Origin of the sequence: Allobosea sp. 2RAB26, assembly GCF_052115465.1 — a bacterium.
Taxonomy (GTDB): domain Bacteria; phylum Pseudomonadota; class Alphaproteobacteria; order Rhizobiales; family Beijerinckiaceae; genus Allobosea.
Map to the genome: position 1 here is coordinate 270104 of NZ_JBFRGS010000002.1, position 17164 is coordinate 287267.

Annotated in this window: 18 protein-coding genes; 12 read left to right on the forward strand and 6 right to left on the reverse strand. The window is 66.1% G+C overall.

The features are described from left to right. The first annotated feature begins 20 nt into the window (after positions 1-20). From AB4118_RS04355 to AB4118_RS04405, 11 genes are all read left to right on the forward strand, one after another. Positions 21-1160, forward strand: a complete 1140-nt coding sequence (locus tag AB4118_RS04355; protein ID WP_441488575.1) for an ABC transporter substrate-binding protein — start codon at positions 21-23, stop codon at positions 1158-1160. Further along, the gene (locus AB4118_RS04360) at positions 1157-1903 is read left to right on the forward strand and encodes an ABC transporter ATP-binding protein (RefSeq protein WP_441488576.1); all 747 of its coding nucleotides are present in this window, start codon (positions 1157-1159) and stop codon (positions 1901-1903) included. Before AB4118_RS04355 ends, AB4118_RS04360 begins: the two co-directional genes overlap by 4 nt. Next, positions 1872-2837 (forward strand): branched-chain amino acid ABC transporter permease, encoded by a 966-nt coding sequence (locus tag AB4118_RS04365; protein WP_441488577.1) that lies wholly within the window; start codon positions 1872-1874, stop codon positions 2835-2837. The genes AB4118_RS04360 and AB4118_RS04365 overlap by 32 nt, the downstream gene beginning before the upstream one ends. After that, complete coding sequence (locus AB4118_RS04370) at positions 2834-3682, forward strand: ABC transporter ATP-binding protein (protein ID WP_441488578.1); 849 nt, start codon at positions 2834-2836, stop codon at positions 3680-3682. Before AB4118_RS04365 ends, AB4118_RS04370 begins: the two co-directional genes overlap by 4 nt. Next, positions 3675-4553, forward strand: coding sequence for a branched-chain amino acid ABC transporter permease (locus AB4118_RS04375; protein WP_441488579.1), 879 nt, complete (start codon positions 3675-3677; stop codon positions 4551-4553). The genes AB4118_RS04370 and AB4118_RS04375 overlap by 8 nt, the downstream gene beginning before the upstream one ends. 57 nt (positions 4554-4610) lie before the next feature. Then, positions 4611-4943, forward strand: a complete 333-nt coding sequence (locus AB4118_RS04380) for a cupin domain-containing protein (RefSeq protein ID WP_441488580.1) — start codon at positions 4611-4613, stop codon at positions 4941-4943. A gap of 254 nt (positions 4944-5197) precedes the next feature. Next, positions 5198-5740: a GNAT family N-acetyltransferase gene (locus AB4118_RS04385; protein WP_441488581.1), complete on the forward strand. Its 543-nt coding sequence runs from the start codon at positions 5198-5200 to the stop codon at positions 5738-5740. Positions 5741-5911: 171 nt separating this feature from the next. Next, complete coding sequence (locus AB4118_RS04390; protein ID WP_441488582.1) at positions 5912-7003, forward strand: alpha/beta hydrolase; 1092 nt, start codon at positions 5912-5914, stop codon at positions 7001-7003. A 78-nt stretch (positions 7004-7081) separates the two neighbouring features. Beyond that, positions 7082-7510, forward strand: coding sequence for a carboxymuconolactone decarboxylase family protein (locus tag AB4118_RS04395; RefSeq protein WP_441488583.1), 429 nt, complete (start codon positions 7082-7084; stop codon positions 7508-7510). 175 nt (positions 7511-7685) lie between these two features. Continuing rightward, positions 7686-8168, forward strand: a complete 483-nt coding sequence (locus tag AB4118_RS04400; protein WP_441488584.1) for a cytochrome P460 family protein — start codon at positions 7686-7688, stop codon at positions 8166-8168. An 18-nt stretch (positions 8169-8186) separates the two neighbouring features. Further along, positions 8187-8918, forward strand: a complete 732-nt coding sequence (locus tag AB4118_RS04405; RefSeq protein WP_441488585.1) for a DUF4405 domain-containing protein — start codon at positions 8187-8189, stop codon at positions 8916-8918. A gap of 34 nt (positions 8919-8952) precedes the next feature. On the opposite strand, the gene AB4118_RS04410 is transcribed toward AB4118_RS04405, so the two are convergent. Then, the gene (locus tag AB4118_RS04410; RefSeq protein ID WP_441488586.1) at positions 8953-9846 is read right to left on the reverse strand and encodes a LysR family transcriptional regulator; all 894 of its coding nucleotides are present in this window, start codon (positions 9844-9846) and stop codon (positions 8953-8955) included. 107 nt (positions 9847-9953) lie between these two features. Between AB4118_RS04410 and AB4118_RS04415 the strand changes: the two genes are divergently transcribed. Continuing rightward, positions 9954-10949 carry an aldo/keto reductase gene (locus AB4118_RS04415; protein WP_441488587.1) on the forward strand — a complete coding sequence of 332 codons (996 nt, stop codon included), beginning with the start codon at positions 9954-9956 and terminating at the stop codon, positions 10947-10949. Positions 10950-10966: 17 nt separating this feature from the next. Here AB4118_RS04415 and AB4118_RS04420 read toward each other — a convergent pair whose 3' ends face one another. The 5 genes from AB4118_RS04420 to AB4118_RS04440 form a co-directional block, all read right to left on the reverse strand. Continuing rightward, positions 10967-12145, reverse strand: a complete 1179-nt coding sequence (locus AB4118_RS04420; protein ID WP_441488588.1) for a mandelate racemase/muconate lactonizing enzyme family protein — start codon at positions 12143-12145, stop codon at positions 10967-10969. Between the two features lie 11 nt (positions 12146-12156). Then, positions 12157-13644, reverse strand: coding sequence for a M81 family metallopeptidase (locus AB4118_RS04425; protein WP_441488589.1), 1488 nt, complete (start codon positions 13642-13644; stop codon positions 12157-12159). A gap of 62 nt (positions 13645-13706) precedes the next feature. Beyond that, positions 13707-14570, reverse strand: coding sequence for an ABC transporter permease (locus AB4118_RS04430; RefSeq protein WP_441488590.1), 864 nt, complete (start codon positions 14568-14570; stop codon positions 13707-13709). A gap of 2 nt (positions 14571-14572) precedes the next feature. Beyond that, complete coding sequence (locus AB4118_RS04435; protein WP_441488591.1) at positions 14573-15517, reverse strand: ABC transporter permease; 945 nt, start codon at positions 15515-15517, stop codon at positions 14573-14575. Positions 15518-15624: 107 nt separating this feature from the next. Next, a complete protein-coding gene (locus AB4118_RS04440; RefSeq protein ID WP_441488592.1) occupies positions 15625-17163 on the reverse strand; it encodes an ABC transporter substrate-binding protein in 1539 nt (512 codons plus the stop codon). Position 17164 lies beyond the last annotated feature (1 nt).

The following is a 17164-nucleotide window of genomic DNA, read 5'->3' on the forward strand; positions in this document are numbered from 1 at the left end:
GGAAACCGGGAGGACAGTTGATGAAGCAGACCCTATTTGCGGCCGGCATCGCCGCAAGCGTCGCGATGGTCGGCGCGGCGCCCGCCCGCGCGCAGGAGCCCTACAAGATCGGCGTCTCGGCAGGTCTGACCGGCTATGCTGCGACGGTCGATCGCGCCTGGCGCGACGGCGTCGAACTGGCAGTCGCGGCGGTGAACGCCAAGGGCGGCGTCATGGGCCGCAAGATCCAGGTTGTCGTCGAGGACAACCGATCCGAGCCGCAGGAGGCGGTGACCGTCTATCGGAAGATGCTGAGCTCGGACAAGGTCGACGTCTTCGTCAGTGGCTGCGTCTCGGCCGGCAATTTCGCCGCCGCCGGCCTGCTCTTGCGCGCCAAGGTGCCGATGATGCTGTGCTCGATCCTGCCGCAGCAGGCCGAGCACCTGCCCTGGGCCTTCACCACCCTGCCGCCGGCCGGCTTCGAGGTCGACAAGCGCCTGGAATACCTCAAGGAAAAGACGCAGATCCGAAAGATCGCGGTGCTGCATGACCCGACCCCCTACGCCAATCTCCAGAAGGGCGTGGCCGAGCGCAACGCGGCCAAGTACGGCCTCGAGGTCGTCTCTGTCGATCAGTACAAGCAGGACGACCCTGATCTCAGCGTCCAGATCAGCAAGGCGCGTTCGGCGGGCGCCGGCGCGATCCTGAAGATCGGACTCGGCGGCACGACGCTGACCGCGGCCAAGAACATCAAGCAGCTCGGCGCCGACATGCTGCTGCTGACGAGCCTCGAGGACCTGGCCGTGTTCGGTCCGGTCTCCGAGGTGCTGGGCGACAAGTTCTTCTTCGTCGCCTCGCCGTCGCAGGTCTATGAGGCGCTGCCCGAGGGCACCCTCAAGACCGGCATCAAGGCCTTCCTCGAGCCCTGGCGCGAAAAATACAGGGATCGCGACCCGAACTGGGCCTCGCGCGGCTGGGACGGCGTCATGCTGACGGTCGCCGCGATCGAGAAGGCGAAGTCCTTCGAGGGCGAGAAGGTTCGCGCCGCCTATGAGGAGTTGACCGGCTTCCAGGGCACGACCGGCATCTACAATTTCCGGCCGGACCTGCATCAGGGCATCACCGAGAACCCCTTTGTGCTGGCCACCATCGAAGCCGGCAAGGTCAAGGTGGTGCAATGAGCCTCGCGGTCGCGACCAAGATAGAAGCGAGCGCTGCTCCGCCGATCCTGGCCGCGACCGGCCTCTCGGCGCGCTATGGCCATGTCGAGGCGCTGCACGGGGTCGATCTGCACATCGGCGAGGGCGAACTCGTCGCCGTGCTCGGCCCCAACGGGGCCGGCAAGTCGACGCTGCTGCGCGCGATCATGGGGCTCTCCGCCAATAGCGGCGAGGTCCGTTTCCGGGGCCAGGCGCTGTCGCGGCACGATGCAGTCGCGGTCGCTTCGCGCGGCATCGTGCTGGTGCCGGAGGGGCGCGGTCTCTTCGCCCCGATGTCCGTTGCCGACAATCTCGAACTCGGCGCCTATCGCTTGCGGGACAAGGCCGAATTCAACCGCCGGCGCGAGCGCGTGCTGACCCTGTTCCCGCGCCTGAAGGAACGGCTCGGACAGGCCGCAGGCTCCATGTCCGGCGGCGAGCAGCAGATGCTCGCCCTTGGCCGTGCGCTGATGGCCGGGCCGAAGCTGCTGCTGCTCGACGAGCCCTCGCTCGGCCTCGCGCCGCGCGTCACCGAGGAAATCCTGGAGACGCTCGGCCTCCTGAACCGCGAAGGCCTGGCGATCGTGCTGGTCGAGCAGAAGGCGCCGCTCGCGCTCGAACTTGCCAACCGCGTCTACCTGCTTTCGCTCGGGCGCATCGTCGCCGAACTCGATCCGCGTGACATCACCTCCCATGACGAACTCGCTCAGCATTACTTCGCCTGAACGGCGCCCGCTCAGGCTGGTGGGCCTGCTGCCCTGGCTCTTCGCCGGGCTCGTCGTCGGCTATGCCATGATCGTGGGCGGCTATGCCGCAACGGTCGTCGCCTTTGCGCTGATCTACGCGGTCTTCGTGACCGGGCTGAACCTGTTCATGGGCTTCGCCGCGCAGGTTTCCTTCGGGCAGAACGCCTTCGCCGCGATCGGCGGCTATATCTCCGCCGTGCTGACCGCCACCCATGGCTGGAGCCCCCTGCCCGCCATGGTGCTCGGCATCGTCGCGGCCGTGATTGCCGCCGCGATCGTCGGCTATCCCGCGCTCAGGCTGAAGGGCCATTACCTCGCGATGGGTACGCTGGCCATCGGCCTGATCACCTACGAGATCACCGTCGAATGGCAGTCGGTGACGCAGGGCTATATGGGCATCTCCGGCATCCCGCCCTTCGGGATCGGTCCCTATGAGATCACCTCCGACCGCGGCCAGCTCATCCTGCTCTCGCTGGTTGTCGCGGCTTGCGCCTTTGCGGCAGCGCGCATCCGCCGCTCGCGTTTCGGCCGAGCGCTCTCGGCTGTCGCCGGCAGCGAGGAGGCGGCGACGGCGCTCGGCATCGACGTCGCGCGCTACAAACTCGCGGCCTTCCTGCTCTCGGCCGGTTTTGCCGCGCTCGCGGGCTCGCTCTTCGTGCATGTCGTCGGCTTCGTCAGCCCCGAGGTCTTCGGGCTGCACATGGTCATCGTCACCTTCACCATGCTCTATGTCGGCGGCATCGGCACGGTCGCCGGACCTTTGGTCGGGGCGCTGATCGTCAGCCTGCTGCCGGAGACTTTTCGCGCCTTCAAGGACTATCAGGACCTCGCCTATGGCGCGGCGCTGATCCTGCTGCTGATCTATGCGCCGCGCGGCCTCGCCGGCCTCTTTGCCCCGCGGGGGCGCTCGTGAGCCGGCTTCGCCTGGACGGCGTGACGCGCCGCTTCGGCGGCCTCGTCGCAGTCGACGATGTCTCGTTCGAGGTCCCTGCCGAGGGCGTCACCGCCGTGATCGGCCCCAATGGCGCCGGCAAGACGACGCTGTTCAACCTGATCTCCGGCTTCCTGCCGCCGAGCGCAGGCCGGATCGTCTTCGAGGGCAAGGACATCACCGGCCGGCCGCCCGCAGAGATCGCCACTGCGGGACTGGTGCGGACCTTCCAGCTCGTCAAGCTGTTCGAGGATCTGAGCGTGCTCGATAACGTCAAGGTCGGGTGTCACCTGCAGGGCAAGGCCGGCCTGTTCTCGGCATTGCTGCGGCCGGCCTCTGCCCGCCGCGAGGAGGCAGCCGTCGAAGCCCGGGCGCGCGACCTCCTCGCCTTCGCCGGTCTCGCAGGGATGGCCGACGAACCGGCATCGGGCCTGCCCTATGGCCGCCAGCGCATGCTTGAACTGGCGCGCGCCATGGCGGCGGGGCCACGGCTCATCCTGCTCGACGAGCCGGCGGCCGGCCTGAATACCGAGGAATCAGCCGTGCTCTCGCGCACCATCCGGCGCATCGCCGACGAAGGCACCAGCGTGCTCCTGATCGAACACGACATGACGCTGGTGATGAATACCGCCGACCGCGTCGTCGTGGTGGATTTCGGCCGCAAGATCGCAGAGGGCACGCCGGCCGAGGTCCGCGCCGACCCGGCCGTGATCGCGGCCTATCTCGGCACCGGCAAGTCTTTCTCGAACAAGTCCTCCTCGGACAAGTCTTCCCTGAACAAGTCTTCCACCGACACGCCCGGCACGCAGGAGGCGGCCCATGGCTGACTTGTCCTATATCCCGCAAGTGCTCGTCAGCGGGCTCGGCATCGGCTGCGTCTACGGCCTGATCGGCATCGGCTTCTGCGTGATCTACAACGCCAGCGGCATCGTGAATTTCGCGCAAGGCGCCTTCGTGATGCTCGGCGGCTTGATTACCCAGGTGCTGTTCGCGCGTAACGGCGTGCCGCTGCCGGTCGCCGCCCTGATCGCGATCGCAGCCGTCGCCGTGCTCGGCGTGGCGATCGAGCGCGTCGTCGTCAGGCCGCTTTGGAACCGCAAGGCGACGATGTTCGTGATGATCCTGGCGACGCTGGCCGCCCAGATCGTGATCGAGCGGCTGACGCTGATCGCAGTCGGCGACCAGCCCAAGACCCTGCCGGTCTTCACCGACCTCCCGCCGCTGATGATCGGTAGCGTCGCGATTGGCTACCAGCTGATCTGGATCGTCGGGGGATCGCTTGCGATCGTCGCAGCGCTTGCCGCCTTCTTCGGCCTGACGCGGACCGGCAAGGCCATGCGCGCCTGCTCGATCAACCGCGAGGCGGCTGCGCTGCAAGGCATCCCGGTCGCGCGCATGCTGGCACTGGCCTTCGCGCTGAGCGCGGCGCTCGGCGCCATTGCCGGCATCCTGATCACACCGACGCAGTACACCGCCTTCAATGTCGGCGTGCCCTTCGCGATCAGCGGCTTCATCGCCGCGATCGTCGGCGGCTTCGGGCGGCCTTTCGGCGCCTTTCTCGGCGGGTTGCTGCTCGGCCTGCTGCAGGCACTCGCCATCGTCGGCTTCGGCGCGGGCCTGAAGAACGTCGCGGCGCTGTCGGTGCTGCTGCTCTTCCTGTTCATCCGGCCGTCCGGCATCCTCGGCGCGGCCAAGTAGACAAGCGACGCACCCGACCGCCCGGACGGTCGCTCTTGTTCAATCGGGAGATCCACCATGGACATTCACAAGATCGACTGGAGCCAGATTCCGTGGACGCCGGTGCGTCCAGGCGTGGACCGCAAGGCCTTCTCCGGTAGTGCCGCGACAGTGGCGTTGCACCGGCTGATGCCTGGCCATGAGCCCAGGCCGCACAGCCATCCCCATGAGCAGATCGCCTATATCGTGAGTGGGACGCTGCGCTTCTTCATCGGCGGCGAAGAGCATCTCGTCGGCCCCGGCGGGCTCGTCGTGATCCCGTCCAATGTCGAGCATTGGGGCGAGGTCGTCGGCGACGAGCCCGTGCTCAATCTTGACGTCTTCACACCGCGCCGCCCGGAATACGCCTGAAACCAAGGGGTTCCAGGCCCAAGGGGGGCGCATTCGAGGGAAAAGTCACAGCCCACGAGGGAGCCGAGGGGCTGGTCGATCGCGTCTGGCCGCATCCCGCCGGGTCGCGCCAGTGCCGGACGTCGGCCTCTTGGCCGAATACGGACCTAGGCGGGACGGCGCGGCAGCACCCGATGTCGCCCATTGCGGGCAATCACGACGGGCTTATCGTCATGGCCTTGGTGGCACTCATGATGATCAGCTGGCGGTAGACTATGGCTCGCATCCCTCCGCAACATTTGACAACGGATCGCCTGGTTCTGCGCCCAACGAGCCTCGCGGATGCTGATCGCGCCTTTGAAATACAGTCGGACTGGGAGGTGACGCGCATGCTGCGAATGGCGTCGTTTCCGCCCGATCGAGCAGACATCGCGCAATGGTTCGCCGACCATCCGCGCGAATGGGCAGCGGGAGAAGCCTATCGTTTTGCGGTCGAGCTCCAGGGCAGAGCCATCGGGGTCATCGACGTCGATGAGATCTCTCAAGGCGAGGGGGAACTCGGCTATTGGTTCGAGCAGGCCAGCTGGGGCTGCGGCTATGCATCGGAAGCGGCACGAGCGGTCCTGAACTTCGCGTTTCGAACAGTCGGCCTGTCGCAGCTTCTCTCCGGACATGCCGTCGACAACGCAGCTTCGGGGCAGGTGCTTCTCAAACTCGGCTTTCGCCCACTGGACACCGTTCAGCGAAGCTCCCGCTCGAGAGGCGAGACAATCCTGCAGCGCCGCTACGTCCTGCCCGCCTCCGTAACGCTGGAGTGAGCGAGGGGCGGCCGCCCCGGGACAGCCGCGTTTCCGTGCGGTGGTCGGCGATCGCGGCACCGCCGGCATTCATTAGCACCGCTTATCTGTCCTAGTGAATCATTGAGCCTAATCGAATATCGGCCAGATCGTTAGGTTCCCCGCGAAGCTGACGCAGCAACCGAGGGGCGCATGCCGACGATCAAGACGCTATTCCTGCTTCCATCCATCCTGATCGCGACCGGTCTGCTCAGTCTGACGCCTGCGCTTTCACAATCTGCCGGGAAGCCAGAGCCTTTGGTCATTCAGGACCAGGGCAGTTTCGCGGTCGGCGGCGTGATCGCCAGCGCCCCGGGCACATTCGATGCGATGAAACCCCTGCAGCCGGCCGGGCAGACCTTCCATGGCGATCATCTCTACGCCTTCTACCAGCTGCCGGTCGCCCCGCGGAAACTCCCCATCGTGATGTGGCACGGGGCCGGGCAATTCTCGAAGACCTGGGAGACGACACCAGACGGGCGCGAAGGCTTCCAGAACATTTTCCTGCGCCGCCGTTTCGCGACCTATCTCATCGACCAGCCGCGGCGCGGCAATGCCGGCCGCAGCACGGTCGAGGCGACCATCAAGCCGACTCCCGACGAGCAGTTCTGGTTCGGCCAGTTCCGCGTCGGCATCTGGCCGACCTATTTCGACGGCGTCCAGTTCGACCGCAAGCCGGAGACGCTGAACCAATATTTCCGTGCCATGACCCCGAACACCGGCCCGTTCGATGCAAACGTGATTTCCGATGGCGTGTCGGCGCTGTTCGCCAGGATCGGTCCCGGCATCCTGATGACGCATTCGCAGAGCGGCGGGCCAGGCTGGCTGACCGCGATCAAGAACCAAAACGTCAAGGCGATCGTCGCCTTCGAGCCCGGTAGCGGCTTCGTCTTCCCGCAGGGCGAGCTGCCGAAGCCTGTGCCGACCGCGTTCGACACGCTTGAAGGCACGCCGGTGCCGATGTCGGACTTCATGGCACTGACCAAGCTGCCGATCATCATCTTCTACGGCGACAATATCCCGTCGAAGGCGTCCGATGTTCCGACCCAGGACGCCTGGCGTGGCCGGCTGGAGATGGCTCGGATCTGGCGCGACACCGTCAACAAGCATGGCGGCCAGGTCACTTTGGTCCACCTGCCGGAGATCGGCATACGGGGCAACACGCATTTCCCGTTCTCGGACCTGAACAACATCGAGATTGCGGACCAGGTCTCGCGCTTCCTGGCGGACAAGCAGCTGGACTGATCACTCCCAGCACTCTCGCCGGCACGACGACGGCGCATGCCTGTCGCGGCCACTCATTCGGACAAGGAAAGCCCCACCATGAGCCCCCTCGCGCGTGCCCTGCTCGCCGCCACATGCCTGTTCGCTGCTGGCCACGCAACGACCTCCTACGCCCAACCCCAGGCGCCAGCCCCGGCCCAGCCGGCGACGCCAAAGCCGCCTTCCCGGGCGCAGCAGCTGATGGGCGATATCGCGCCAAAGCTGGCCGAGCTCACCGACACTGTCCTGTTCGGCGACATCTGGGAGCGGCCAGGCCTCTCCAGGCGCGACCGCAGCCTGGTCACCGTCAGCGCTCTCATTGCCATGAACCGCCCTGATCAGTTGCGGTCCCATCTCGCCCTGGCGCGGCAGAACGGCGTGAAGGAGGAAGAGCTCGTCGAGGCGATCACGCAGCTCGCCTTCTACACGGGCTGGCCGAACGCCGTTTCGGCGGTCGCGGTTGCGCGCGACGTGTTCAAGCCGAAATGAGGCCCGGGATGGTCGTTCCAGAGCTTGCACCACCTGGTCCCGATGGAGCGAACGGTCGGCGCAGCCCCTCTGCAACGCAGGGCGTGGCCATTCCGCGACCTCCCCGGCCCTCGACGGCACGGCCGCGGCCAGAAGCAATCATGTCTCCAATGAGCAATCCAAGGACAACCCATTCATGAAGGTGCCTACGCTTCAGATCGCCCTGGCAAGCCTGTCCATGGCCGCCGTCCTCACGGTGGGCTGGCGGGTCCATGCGGAGGCCACGAGGGTGACGTTTCCCGAACTCGACACGCTGGTCCACTACACCACCGTCCGGCGCGGCAACGTCACCGAACATATCATGACGACGCCCGCGGCGATCGAGGCCGTGAAGAACCGCCAGCCAGTGCCGGCCGGAACCCATTTCGTGCTGGTCGACCATCGCGACGGCAAGCTGTTCCGCTACTTCGTGATGGAGAAGGGCCAGAACTGGGGCGCGGATTACGACGACCGCCGCCGCACCGGCGACTGGCAGTTCCAGTGGTTCTGGCCGGATCGGACGATCAACACGAGCGAGAACACCGCCCGCTGCCAGTCCTGCCACCAGAGCCAGTCGGGCAGCGAATTCCTCTTCACCGGCTATCGCATCCCCCGTTTCGACGGCAAGCCGGTCGAATAGGTCCAGGGGAGCACGAAGGTGAGTTCTCTCTTCATATCCCGGCTATGGCTCGACGCTCTGGCGGCCGGCCTGCTGCTGCTCGGGTTTGCCTATTGGTGGCTTGGCAACCCCATCCATGAGATCGCGGGAACGGCGCTGTTCCTGCTCCTGATCGCCCATAACGTCTTCAACCGGCGCTGGTATGGCGCCGTCGCACGGACCCGGCACGGGCCGCGCAGCCTGTTCAACATCAGCGTCACCGTCGCGCTCCTGATCGCCATGCTGGCGCTGGTCGCGACCAGCGTGCTGATCTCGCATGCCCTTGCCGCCTATCTGCCGGCCTGGGGCGGCTTCACCATTCGGCAGATCCACACCCTTGCCGCCTACTGGGTCCTGGTGATCGTCGCGATCCATCTCGGGCTGCGCTGGCCGATGCTGATGGGCGTGGCCCGCAACCTGTTCGGCATCAGAACGCCCAGCAGGCTGCGAACGCTCCTGCTGCGGGCAGCAGCAGTGACGATCGCCGTCCACGGCGCCTGGAGTTGCATCGTCCTCGGGCTCGGAACCAGGCTTTCCATGCAGACGACACTGGATTGGTGGAATTTCGAGGAAGCGGTGGCGGGCTTCTTCATCCATTGCGCGGCTGCCGCCGGGCTGTTCATGGTCGCAACCTATTACGGCCTGAAGCTCGTCCAGCCCGGCTGGCCCATCGGCAGCAATCGCCAACGGGAATTGCCAGGCGCGGAGCCCGGTCAGGCCAGCCAGGCATGACGTAGCGCGACCGCCATCGGCTTCACCGGCGAGATCATTCCCGGTAGCGCAGGACGTCGATCAGGACGGCCAGGGCCGGCGAGACATGCCGGCGGCTCGGATAGTACAGGTGATAGCCAGGGAATGGCGGGCACCAATCCTCCAGCACGCGCACAAGGCGCCCGTCCCGGATATGCGGGATGGCCTGATCCTCAGGCAGATAGGCGAGCCCCAACCCGTCCAAGGCGGAGTTCAGCCGCATGGCGAGGCTGTTGAACACAAGCTGCCCCTCGCCGCGGACCTTGATCTCGCGGCCGTCCTTTTCCAGCCCCCAGGCAAAGAGGCCGCCATAGGTCGGCAGGCGCGACGCGATGCAGTTATGAGCGGTCAGGTCCTGAGGAGTCTCGGGAATGCCGTAGCGGGCGAAATAGTCCGGCGAGCCAATCACGGCCATGCGCATCTCCGGGCCGATGCGAACCGCGATCATGTCCTTCGCCAGTTGCTCGCCAAGGCGCACGCCGGCGTCGTAGCCAGCCGCGACGATATCGACGAGGCCATAATCGACGATGATCTCGACCGTGATGTCGGGATGATCCGGCAGGAATTTGCGCAGGGCCGGCTGCAACATGGCGACCGCCGCGTGCTCTCCGGCCGTGATGCGTACCGTTCCCGCGGGTTTACCTCGCAACTCGCCGAGCGCCGCGATCTCCGCCTCGATCTCCTCGAAGCGCGGACCGACCGTCTCCAGAAGTCTCTTGCCCGCTTCCGTGGGCGCGACGCTGCGCGTCGTACGGGTCAGCAGGCGCAGCTTCAGTCGTTCCTCGAGTGCCTTGATCGTCTGGCTCAGGGCCGATTGCGAGACGCCCAGCTTGGCCCCGGCCTTGGTGAAGCTGCGCTCCCGCGCCACCATGGCGAAGGCAGCGAGATCGTTGAAGTTCGGCTGCGCCATTGATTAGGGGACCTTATGAGCTCTTGCGGATTATAACTCCTAATCACCGCGGGCCACGCTCGCTACATACGCGCCATCAACATCGTGAGCAGAGTGTGAGGTGGACCATGCAGAAACGGACACTCGGCAAGAGCGGCCTGAGCGTGTCGGCGCTCGGTCTCGGCTGCATGGGCCTGAGTTATGGTTATGGCCAAGCCGTCGAGGGGAAAGCCGGCGTCGAGCTGATCCGCCGGGCCTTCGACCGAGGGGTGACCTTGTTCGACACCGCCGAGTCCTATGGGCCGTTCGTCAATGAGGAGCTCCTGGGTCAGGCGCTCGCGCCGATCCGCGAGCACGTCGTCATTGCGACCAAGTTCGGGTTCGACATCGACCAGAATTCCGGAGAACGGCGCCCAGGGCTGAACAGCCGGCCCGAGCATATCAGGCGCGTCGCCGAGGCGTCCCTGAAGCGACTTCGCACCGATGTCATCGATATATTCTACCAGCACCGTGTCGATCCCGAGGTTCCCATCGAGGAGGTGGCCGGCGCAGTCCGGGCCCTGGTCGCGGAAGGCAAGGTCCGCCATTTCGGGCTGTCCGAAGCCGGCGCGGCGACGATCCGCAGGGCGCATGCGGTTCATCCCGTCGCTGCCGTCCAGAGCGAATACTCGCTGTTCTATCGCGACGCGGAAGCGGAGATCTTGCCTGTGCTCGAAGAGCTCGGCATCGGTTTCGTGCCGTTCAGCCCGCTCGGCGCCGGTTTCCTGACCGGCAAGATCGACGGCAACACGACCTTCGAACCGACGGATTTCCGCAATGCAGTGCCACGCTTCTCGGTGGAAGCCCGCAAGGCCAATGCAGCCTTGGTCACGCTCATTGAGGACGTCGCCGAGGACAAGGGCGCGACGCCCGCGCAAATCGCGCTGGCCTGGCTCCTGGCGCAGAAACCGTGGATCGTTCCCATCCCCGGCACGACGAAACCTCATCGCCTCGAGGAGAACATCGCAGCGACCGCGGTGCAGTTGACCGCGGCCGATCTCCACGAGATCGATCAGGCCCTGTCGACGATGACCTTGACCGGGGAGCGTTTGCCCGCAGCCGCATTGAAGATGACAGGACTCTAGCCCCGTCAGGCCCCGCCTCAGATCTGCGGCGTCGCGTAGAGCACTTTGCCGTTCACCTTGATCTCGACATCCTGGAGATACTGGCGGATGCCGTCCTCGTCGATCTCCAGCCCCAGCCCGACCGCGTCCGGGACGCTGATGTCGCCATTCCCGTCCCTTTCCAGGTGGTTGCGGGTGAAGGCGAGCGCGACGGGCTTTGGCATGGCCGGATACTCGCAGATGACGTGGTCCTTCAGGCCGGCATAGGGCTGGATCGAGGCCGAGAGCGCCAGATGCGAGGTGAAGCTGTGATTGACGAAGGTCACGCCCCTGGCAACGGCGTAGTCGGCCACCTCCTTGGACGGGCCGACGCCGCCGATCCGGCCGCAATCGATCTGGATATAGCCGACGCCGCCATGATCGATCAGCTGCTTCGCCATATGGACGTTATGGGCACCCTCCCCGCCCGCCAGGCGCACGGTCGAACTGCGCTTGGCCAGGGCCGCATAGGCGTCGACGGCGCTCGCCTGGAACGGCTCCTCGAACCAGAGCGCGCCTGCCTTCTCCAGCGCGGGCAGTCTTGCGGCGGCGCGCTCGACATCCTCGATGAAGATCTGGCCGGTATCGACCAGCAGGATGCCGTCTGCGCCAAGCCCTTCGCGCGCGGCGACGAAATGCTCGGCATCCGCGGCGACGCTGCCCCGCCCGATCGGCCCCCAGCCGAACTTGGCGGCCCGGAAGTTGCGCGCTCTCGCATCGCGGGCGCGCGCCAGCGTCTCCTGCGGCGTGTCGCCGAACAGCACCGAGGCATAGGGCGTCTTGGGGTGGCTGCTGTTATAGCCGAGCAGACGCCAGACGGGCTCTCCGCGCAGCTTGCCGAGCACATCCCACAACGCCATTTCGACGCCCGACAAGGTGTGCGGCGCCTGCAGCAGGTCCATCGAGTTATAGGCGACGTCAGCCGAGATCTGCGCGATATCGGCCGGGCTTTCGAGCGGCTTGCCGAGAACGGAATCGGCGACGGGGCGGCAGACCCCATGCGACATCGGGCAGATGAAGGCTGCGATCGAGGGCAACGGGGCTGCCTCGCACTCGCCCCAGCCGATCTGGCCGCCGGCGGCTACCCGCACCAGCAGGGCATCCTGGCTGCCATCGGCCTCGTCCGTCACCACGGGCATGGACAGGTAGAAGAAATCGACTGCATCGATCGTCGGCACGGGCTTGTCCTTCACAGCGTGTAGATGACGGGGTTCGGCGCGAAGGCCGCATCGGCCTCGAGCGGATACATCGGCCGGGCGCAGATGCTGTGCCCGAGGCTTTTCAGATTGGCCGAGGTCGCACCGGGCGCATCGATGTTGAAATTATGCTCGCACCATTGCTCGAACATGTGGTGCTCGGTATGGGGCGACTTGACCACGACGAGGTCGAAATCCTGCGGGTTCAGGCCGTTGGCGTAATACATCGCCCGGTCGAACAGGCTGACCGAATGGCTCATGACCACGATCGTGAACGGGCCCAAGGTCAGCACCGCCGTCGGGCCTGCCGCAAGCGGCGCCTTCATCGTTTCCAGCAGCGCTTCGCCATCCGAGAGCAGCTTGACCTTGGCCTCGACCTGCATCGGCGTGAAGCGGGCGGGGTCGATGGCGCCACCCAGCGCAACGCTGATCGTCGCGCCGACGCCGGCCTTGTGCGCGGCTGCGGCCGCCCCGGCATCGACCAATGGCGCCAGGACCCTGCCGCCATAGCCGGCCGCGTACAAAGCCGCGATGATGGCGTTGCTGTCCCCCGACGCGCCCGAGGAGGTGGCGTCGGCCGCATCGGTGAAGATCAGCGGCCCTGCCATCGTCTGGGATTGGGCGATGGCGCGCTCGAGCCCGATCAGCTTGCCCTGCATCCGGAAGCGTTGCGGCCAGAATTCCTCGGCGAGGCGAAGCGCCTCGCGTTCAGCCGTGGCCGCGTCACCGTCGGTCAGGATCAGGACCTGCGAGCACAGTTCCGGCACATCGGTGAAGGGATTGCCGATCATGATGCCGGCGGCCAGCGCCCTGCCCTCCTCCTCGAGACGCCGGCAGTCGCGCAGGAGATCGCCATAGCAGCCGGTCTTGGTGATGAGCTCGTCGCCGCGGACCAGCGTCGGCATGACGACGCGTGCGGCGACAGGGCGAAGCCCGCCCTCCATCAGGCGCAGCAGCAGCGCGGCGGCGCGGCGCCCGGTATCGGCGAAATCGACATGCGGATAGGTCCAGTAGATCGCGAAGCCGTTGACCTGCCGCAGCATGCGATCGGTCAGGATGCCATGCAGGTCGAGCGAGATGACAATCGGCATGTCCGGCCCGACGCGCTTGCGCAGCGCCTCGAGCAGGTAGCCCTCCGGGTCGAGTTCGCCCTCGGCTGCCATCGCGCCGTGCAAGCAGATATAAATGCCGTCGATGCCGTCGAGACGCGCGAAGACGGCGTCGAGGAACTCCTGCGACAGGCGCTTCCAGCCTTCGGCGGAAAGCAGGCCGGCGCTGCCAGCGCGGGCGCAGATGGTCGGCACCACGGTGATGTCACCGCGCGCCTCGAACACGGCCAGCGCGCCACCGATCTCCTGGTTGGTGCCGCGCTGCTCATAGAGCGCGTCCCCCCGCCTGATGTGGAAATTGCCGTAGCCCGACGGCAGCGGATTGAACGACGAGATCTCCTGCTTGCATTCGGCGATGAGGATGCGTTTCACGTCTGGTCTCCGGTTTATCGCTCGGGCGCGGCTCTCCGCGCCGGCCTTCGGGATGGCGGTGGCTACATGGTCGAACGCGGATCGAGGGCGTCGCGCAGACCGTCGCCGAGCAGGTTGAGGCCGAGCACGGACAGGACGATCGCAAGCCCCGGGAAGATCGTGATCCACGGCGCCTCGCGCATGAAATCGCGGCCCTGGGCGATGATCGCGCCGAAGGAGGGTGCCGGCGGTGGCGGTCCGGCGCCGACAAAGGAGAGCGCGGCTTCGGCCAGGATGGCGACGGCGAAGACATAGGTCAGCCGGACGATCAGCGGCCCCATGGCGTTGACCAGCACATGCCGGAACAGGATCGACAATTCGCCCGCGCCGAGCGAGCGGGCGGCCTCGACATAGTCGAGTTCGCGCGCGACCAGCACCGAAGCGCGGACGATACGGGCCGTGTGAGGCATGGTGGCGATCGACAGGGCGATCACGACATTGGTCAGCGAGGCGCCGAGCACCGCGCTGACCACCATGGCGAGCACGATGGAGGGGAACGCCATCAGCGCATCCATCAGCCGCATGATCGGGTTGTCGAAGCGCGGGAAGAACCCTGCGACCGCGCCGATCACGGTTCCGAAGAGGCCGGTGAGAAGGACCGTCGCCGCCCCGATGCTGAGCGAGATCCGGGCCCCGACCATGACGCGGGAGAGGATGTCGCGGCCGAAATGGTCGGTGCCGAACCAGTGCGTCGCGTTGGGCGGCGTCAGGCGCATGCGGGCATTGCTGCGCAGCGGATCGAAGGGCGCGAGCAGATCGGCCAGCAGCGCGACCAGGACGATGGCGAGCACGATCGCGGCCCCGATCTGGAAGGAGCGGCTGCGGGCGAGCCGGCGAAGGCTTGCCTGCCGCGGGCTCAGGGCCGGTTTATGAAAGGCGATCGTCATGGTCAGGACAGCCTCACCCGCGGGTCGACGACTGCGTAGAGGAGATCGACGATCAGATTGATCAGGAGATAGACCACCGCCAGGAAAAGCAGGCCGCCCTGGAGCACGGGAAAGTCGCGGGAGGCGATGGCGCCGACGATCAGCCGGCCGATGCCCGGAATCGAGAAGACCTGCTCGATGATGACGGTGCCGCCGAGCAGCGCGCCGGCGACGATGCCGATCACGGTCAGGATCGGGATCATGGCGTTGGGCAGGCCGTGGCGCACCACGATGTAGAAGCGCGACAGGCCCTTGGCATTGGCCGTGCGGACGAAATCCTGGTTCAGCGTTTCCAGCATCGAGGCGCGCGCCATGCGGGCGATGAAGCCGACCTGCACGAGCCCGAGCGTGAAGGCGGGAAGGATGACCGTCTTGAGCCAGCCGAGCGGGTCGGTGCCGAAAGCGGTAAAACCGCCGCTCGGCAGCCAGCCGAGCGAGACGGCGAAGACCAGAACCATCACCAGCCCCAGCCAGAAATCGGGGACGGAGAGGCCGAGCAGCGCCGTCGTCATGAAAAGCTGGTCCGGCCAGCGATTATGGAAGACGGCGGCAGCCACTCCGGCGGGCACGCCGAGCGCAATCGCGATGGCGAGTGCAAAACTGGCGAGCGAGAGCGTCACGGGCAGCCGCTCCAGCAAGGCGCCGGCGACGGAGCGGTTCAGCAGCACGGATTGCCCGAGATCGCCGCTGAGGACGCGCCCATACCATTCCGCCATCTGCAGCGGCAGCGCCTTGTCCAGTCCGAGCGCGGTGCGCAGCGCCGCGACCTGCTCGGGCGTGGCCGAGGCGTCGAGGAAGGCGGCCGCCGTATCGCCCGGAACCAGCCAGATCAGGGCGAAGGACATCAGCGAGACCAGTGCGAGCACCAGGATCGCGCTGGCGATCCGCCGGATCATAAAGCTTGCCATCAGTTGTTCCGCTTCGAGAAGGCGCAGCCGCGCAGCCCGCCAGCGGCGGGCCGGCATATAGCGGGCCGATCTGCGGGCGCGCTGTCTGACGCGCCCGCGGGCTGGCGTCAGCGCTCGAGCCAGACACCCCACATGCGCGGGATGCGGTAGGGCTTGAAGTTCTTCAGCTTGGCAGTGCTGATCTGGAAGACGCCGTAATTGCCGGCCTTCATGGCGACCGCGTTGTCGTACATATGGGTCTGGAAGCGGTCGAACAGCGCCTTGCGCTTCGCCTCGTCCATCTCGCTGCCGAGCGACGCCGCCAGCTCGTCGATGACGGGGTCCTTGGCCTGCTGCGAGAGACCGTTGACCCAGGGCGCCATGACGGAGGCCGGCCCTTCGAAGGGCTCGATGCCGAAGCCGTGGGTCCAGAAGGTCCAGCCCTGCGGGGTGAAGCCGATCTTCGAGACCGTCGGCCAGTCGGCGATCGAGATATCGACAGTGATGCCGATCTCCTTCAGCCGTTCCTGCAACACGGTTGCGGTGTCGACATTGGCCCGCAGGTTGTCGACGATGAAGGTGGTCTTGCCGCCTTTGTAGGAGGATTTTGCCAGGAGCGCCTTGGCCTCAGCCAGATCGGCCTTGTTGTACTTGGCGCTGCCGGCCGTGCTGTAGAACGGTGCGCCGGGATAGAGCCAGCTCGGGTCGATCTGGTTGATGTCGGAATAGGCGATGCTCATGATGTCGTCCATGTTCAACGCGGCCTGGACGGCGAGCCGGAAATTCTTGTCGTTGCCTGGCGCCTCGGCGTGGTTGAACTTGATCACCTGGAGGCCGAAGGGCACCACCTTGTGGATCGCGAAGCGCGGATCGCTGCCGAGGCGCTTGGCGGTCGGCCCATCCGCGGTTTCGTTGAACTGGATCTGACCGGATTCGAGCGCTGCGGTGCGAGCGCCACCCTCAGGCATGAAGCGGAAGGTCACAGTGTCGAGGAAGGCTTCCTTCTTGCCGGCAAAACCATCGCGGCCCGTACCTTTGGGATTGGGCACATAGCCGTCGAAGCGGGCGAGCTTCACATGGCTGTCGGGCTTGTACTCGACGAATTTATAGGGGCCGGTGCCGATGATCTCGATCTTGCCGGCCTCTTTCGCGGCCTCGCTCGCCGGATAGATCGCCAGCGGCGCCCGCGGCGAGGACAGGTTGTCGAGGAATGTCGCCTGCACCTGCTTCAGCGTGATGGTGACTTCATGGGGGCCGGTCGCCTTGATGCTGTCGATCGCCGAAACCAGGGCCAGCGAGGCGCCGATCTTGCGGTAGCGTTCGAGCGAGGCGACGACGTCATTGGCGTCGAGCTCCTTGCCGTTATGGAACTTCACGCCCTTGCGGATCGGGAAGACATAGGTCTTGCCGTCGGGCGAGATGGTGACGCCCTCGGCCAGCTCCGGCACCGGCTTGGCGTTCTCGTCGCGGGCGTAGAGCGTCTCGAAGATATGCAGGGTGACATTGCGCGAGGCCTGCGCCGAGGTGATCTGCGCATCGAGCGAAGGCGGCGCCTGGCTGATGCCGATGACGACGTCCCCGCCCTTCTGCTGGGCGGAGGCTCCGACCTGCATCGACAGGAGCATGGTTGCTGCAAGCGCGTGGCCGAGAATGCTGTGCTTTTTCATG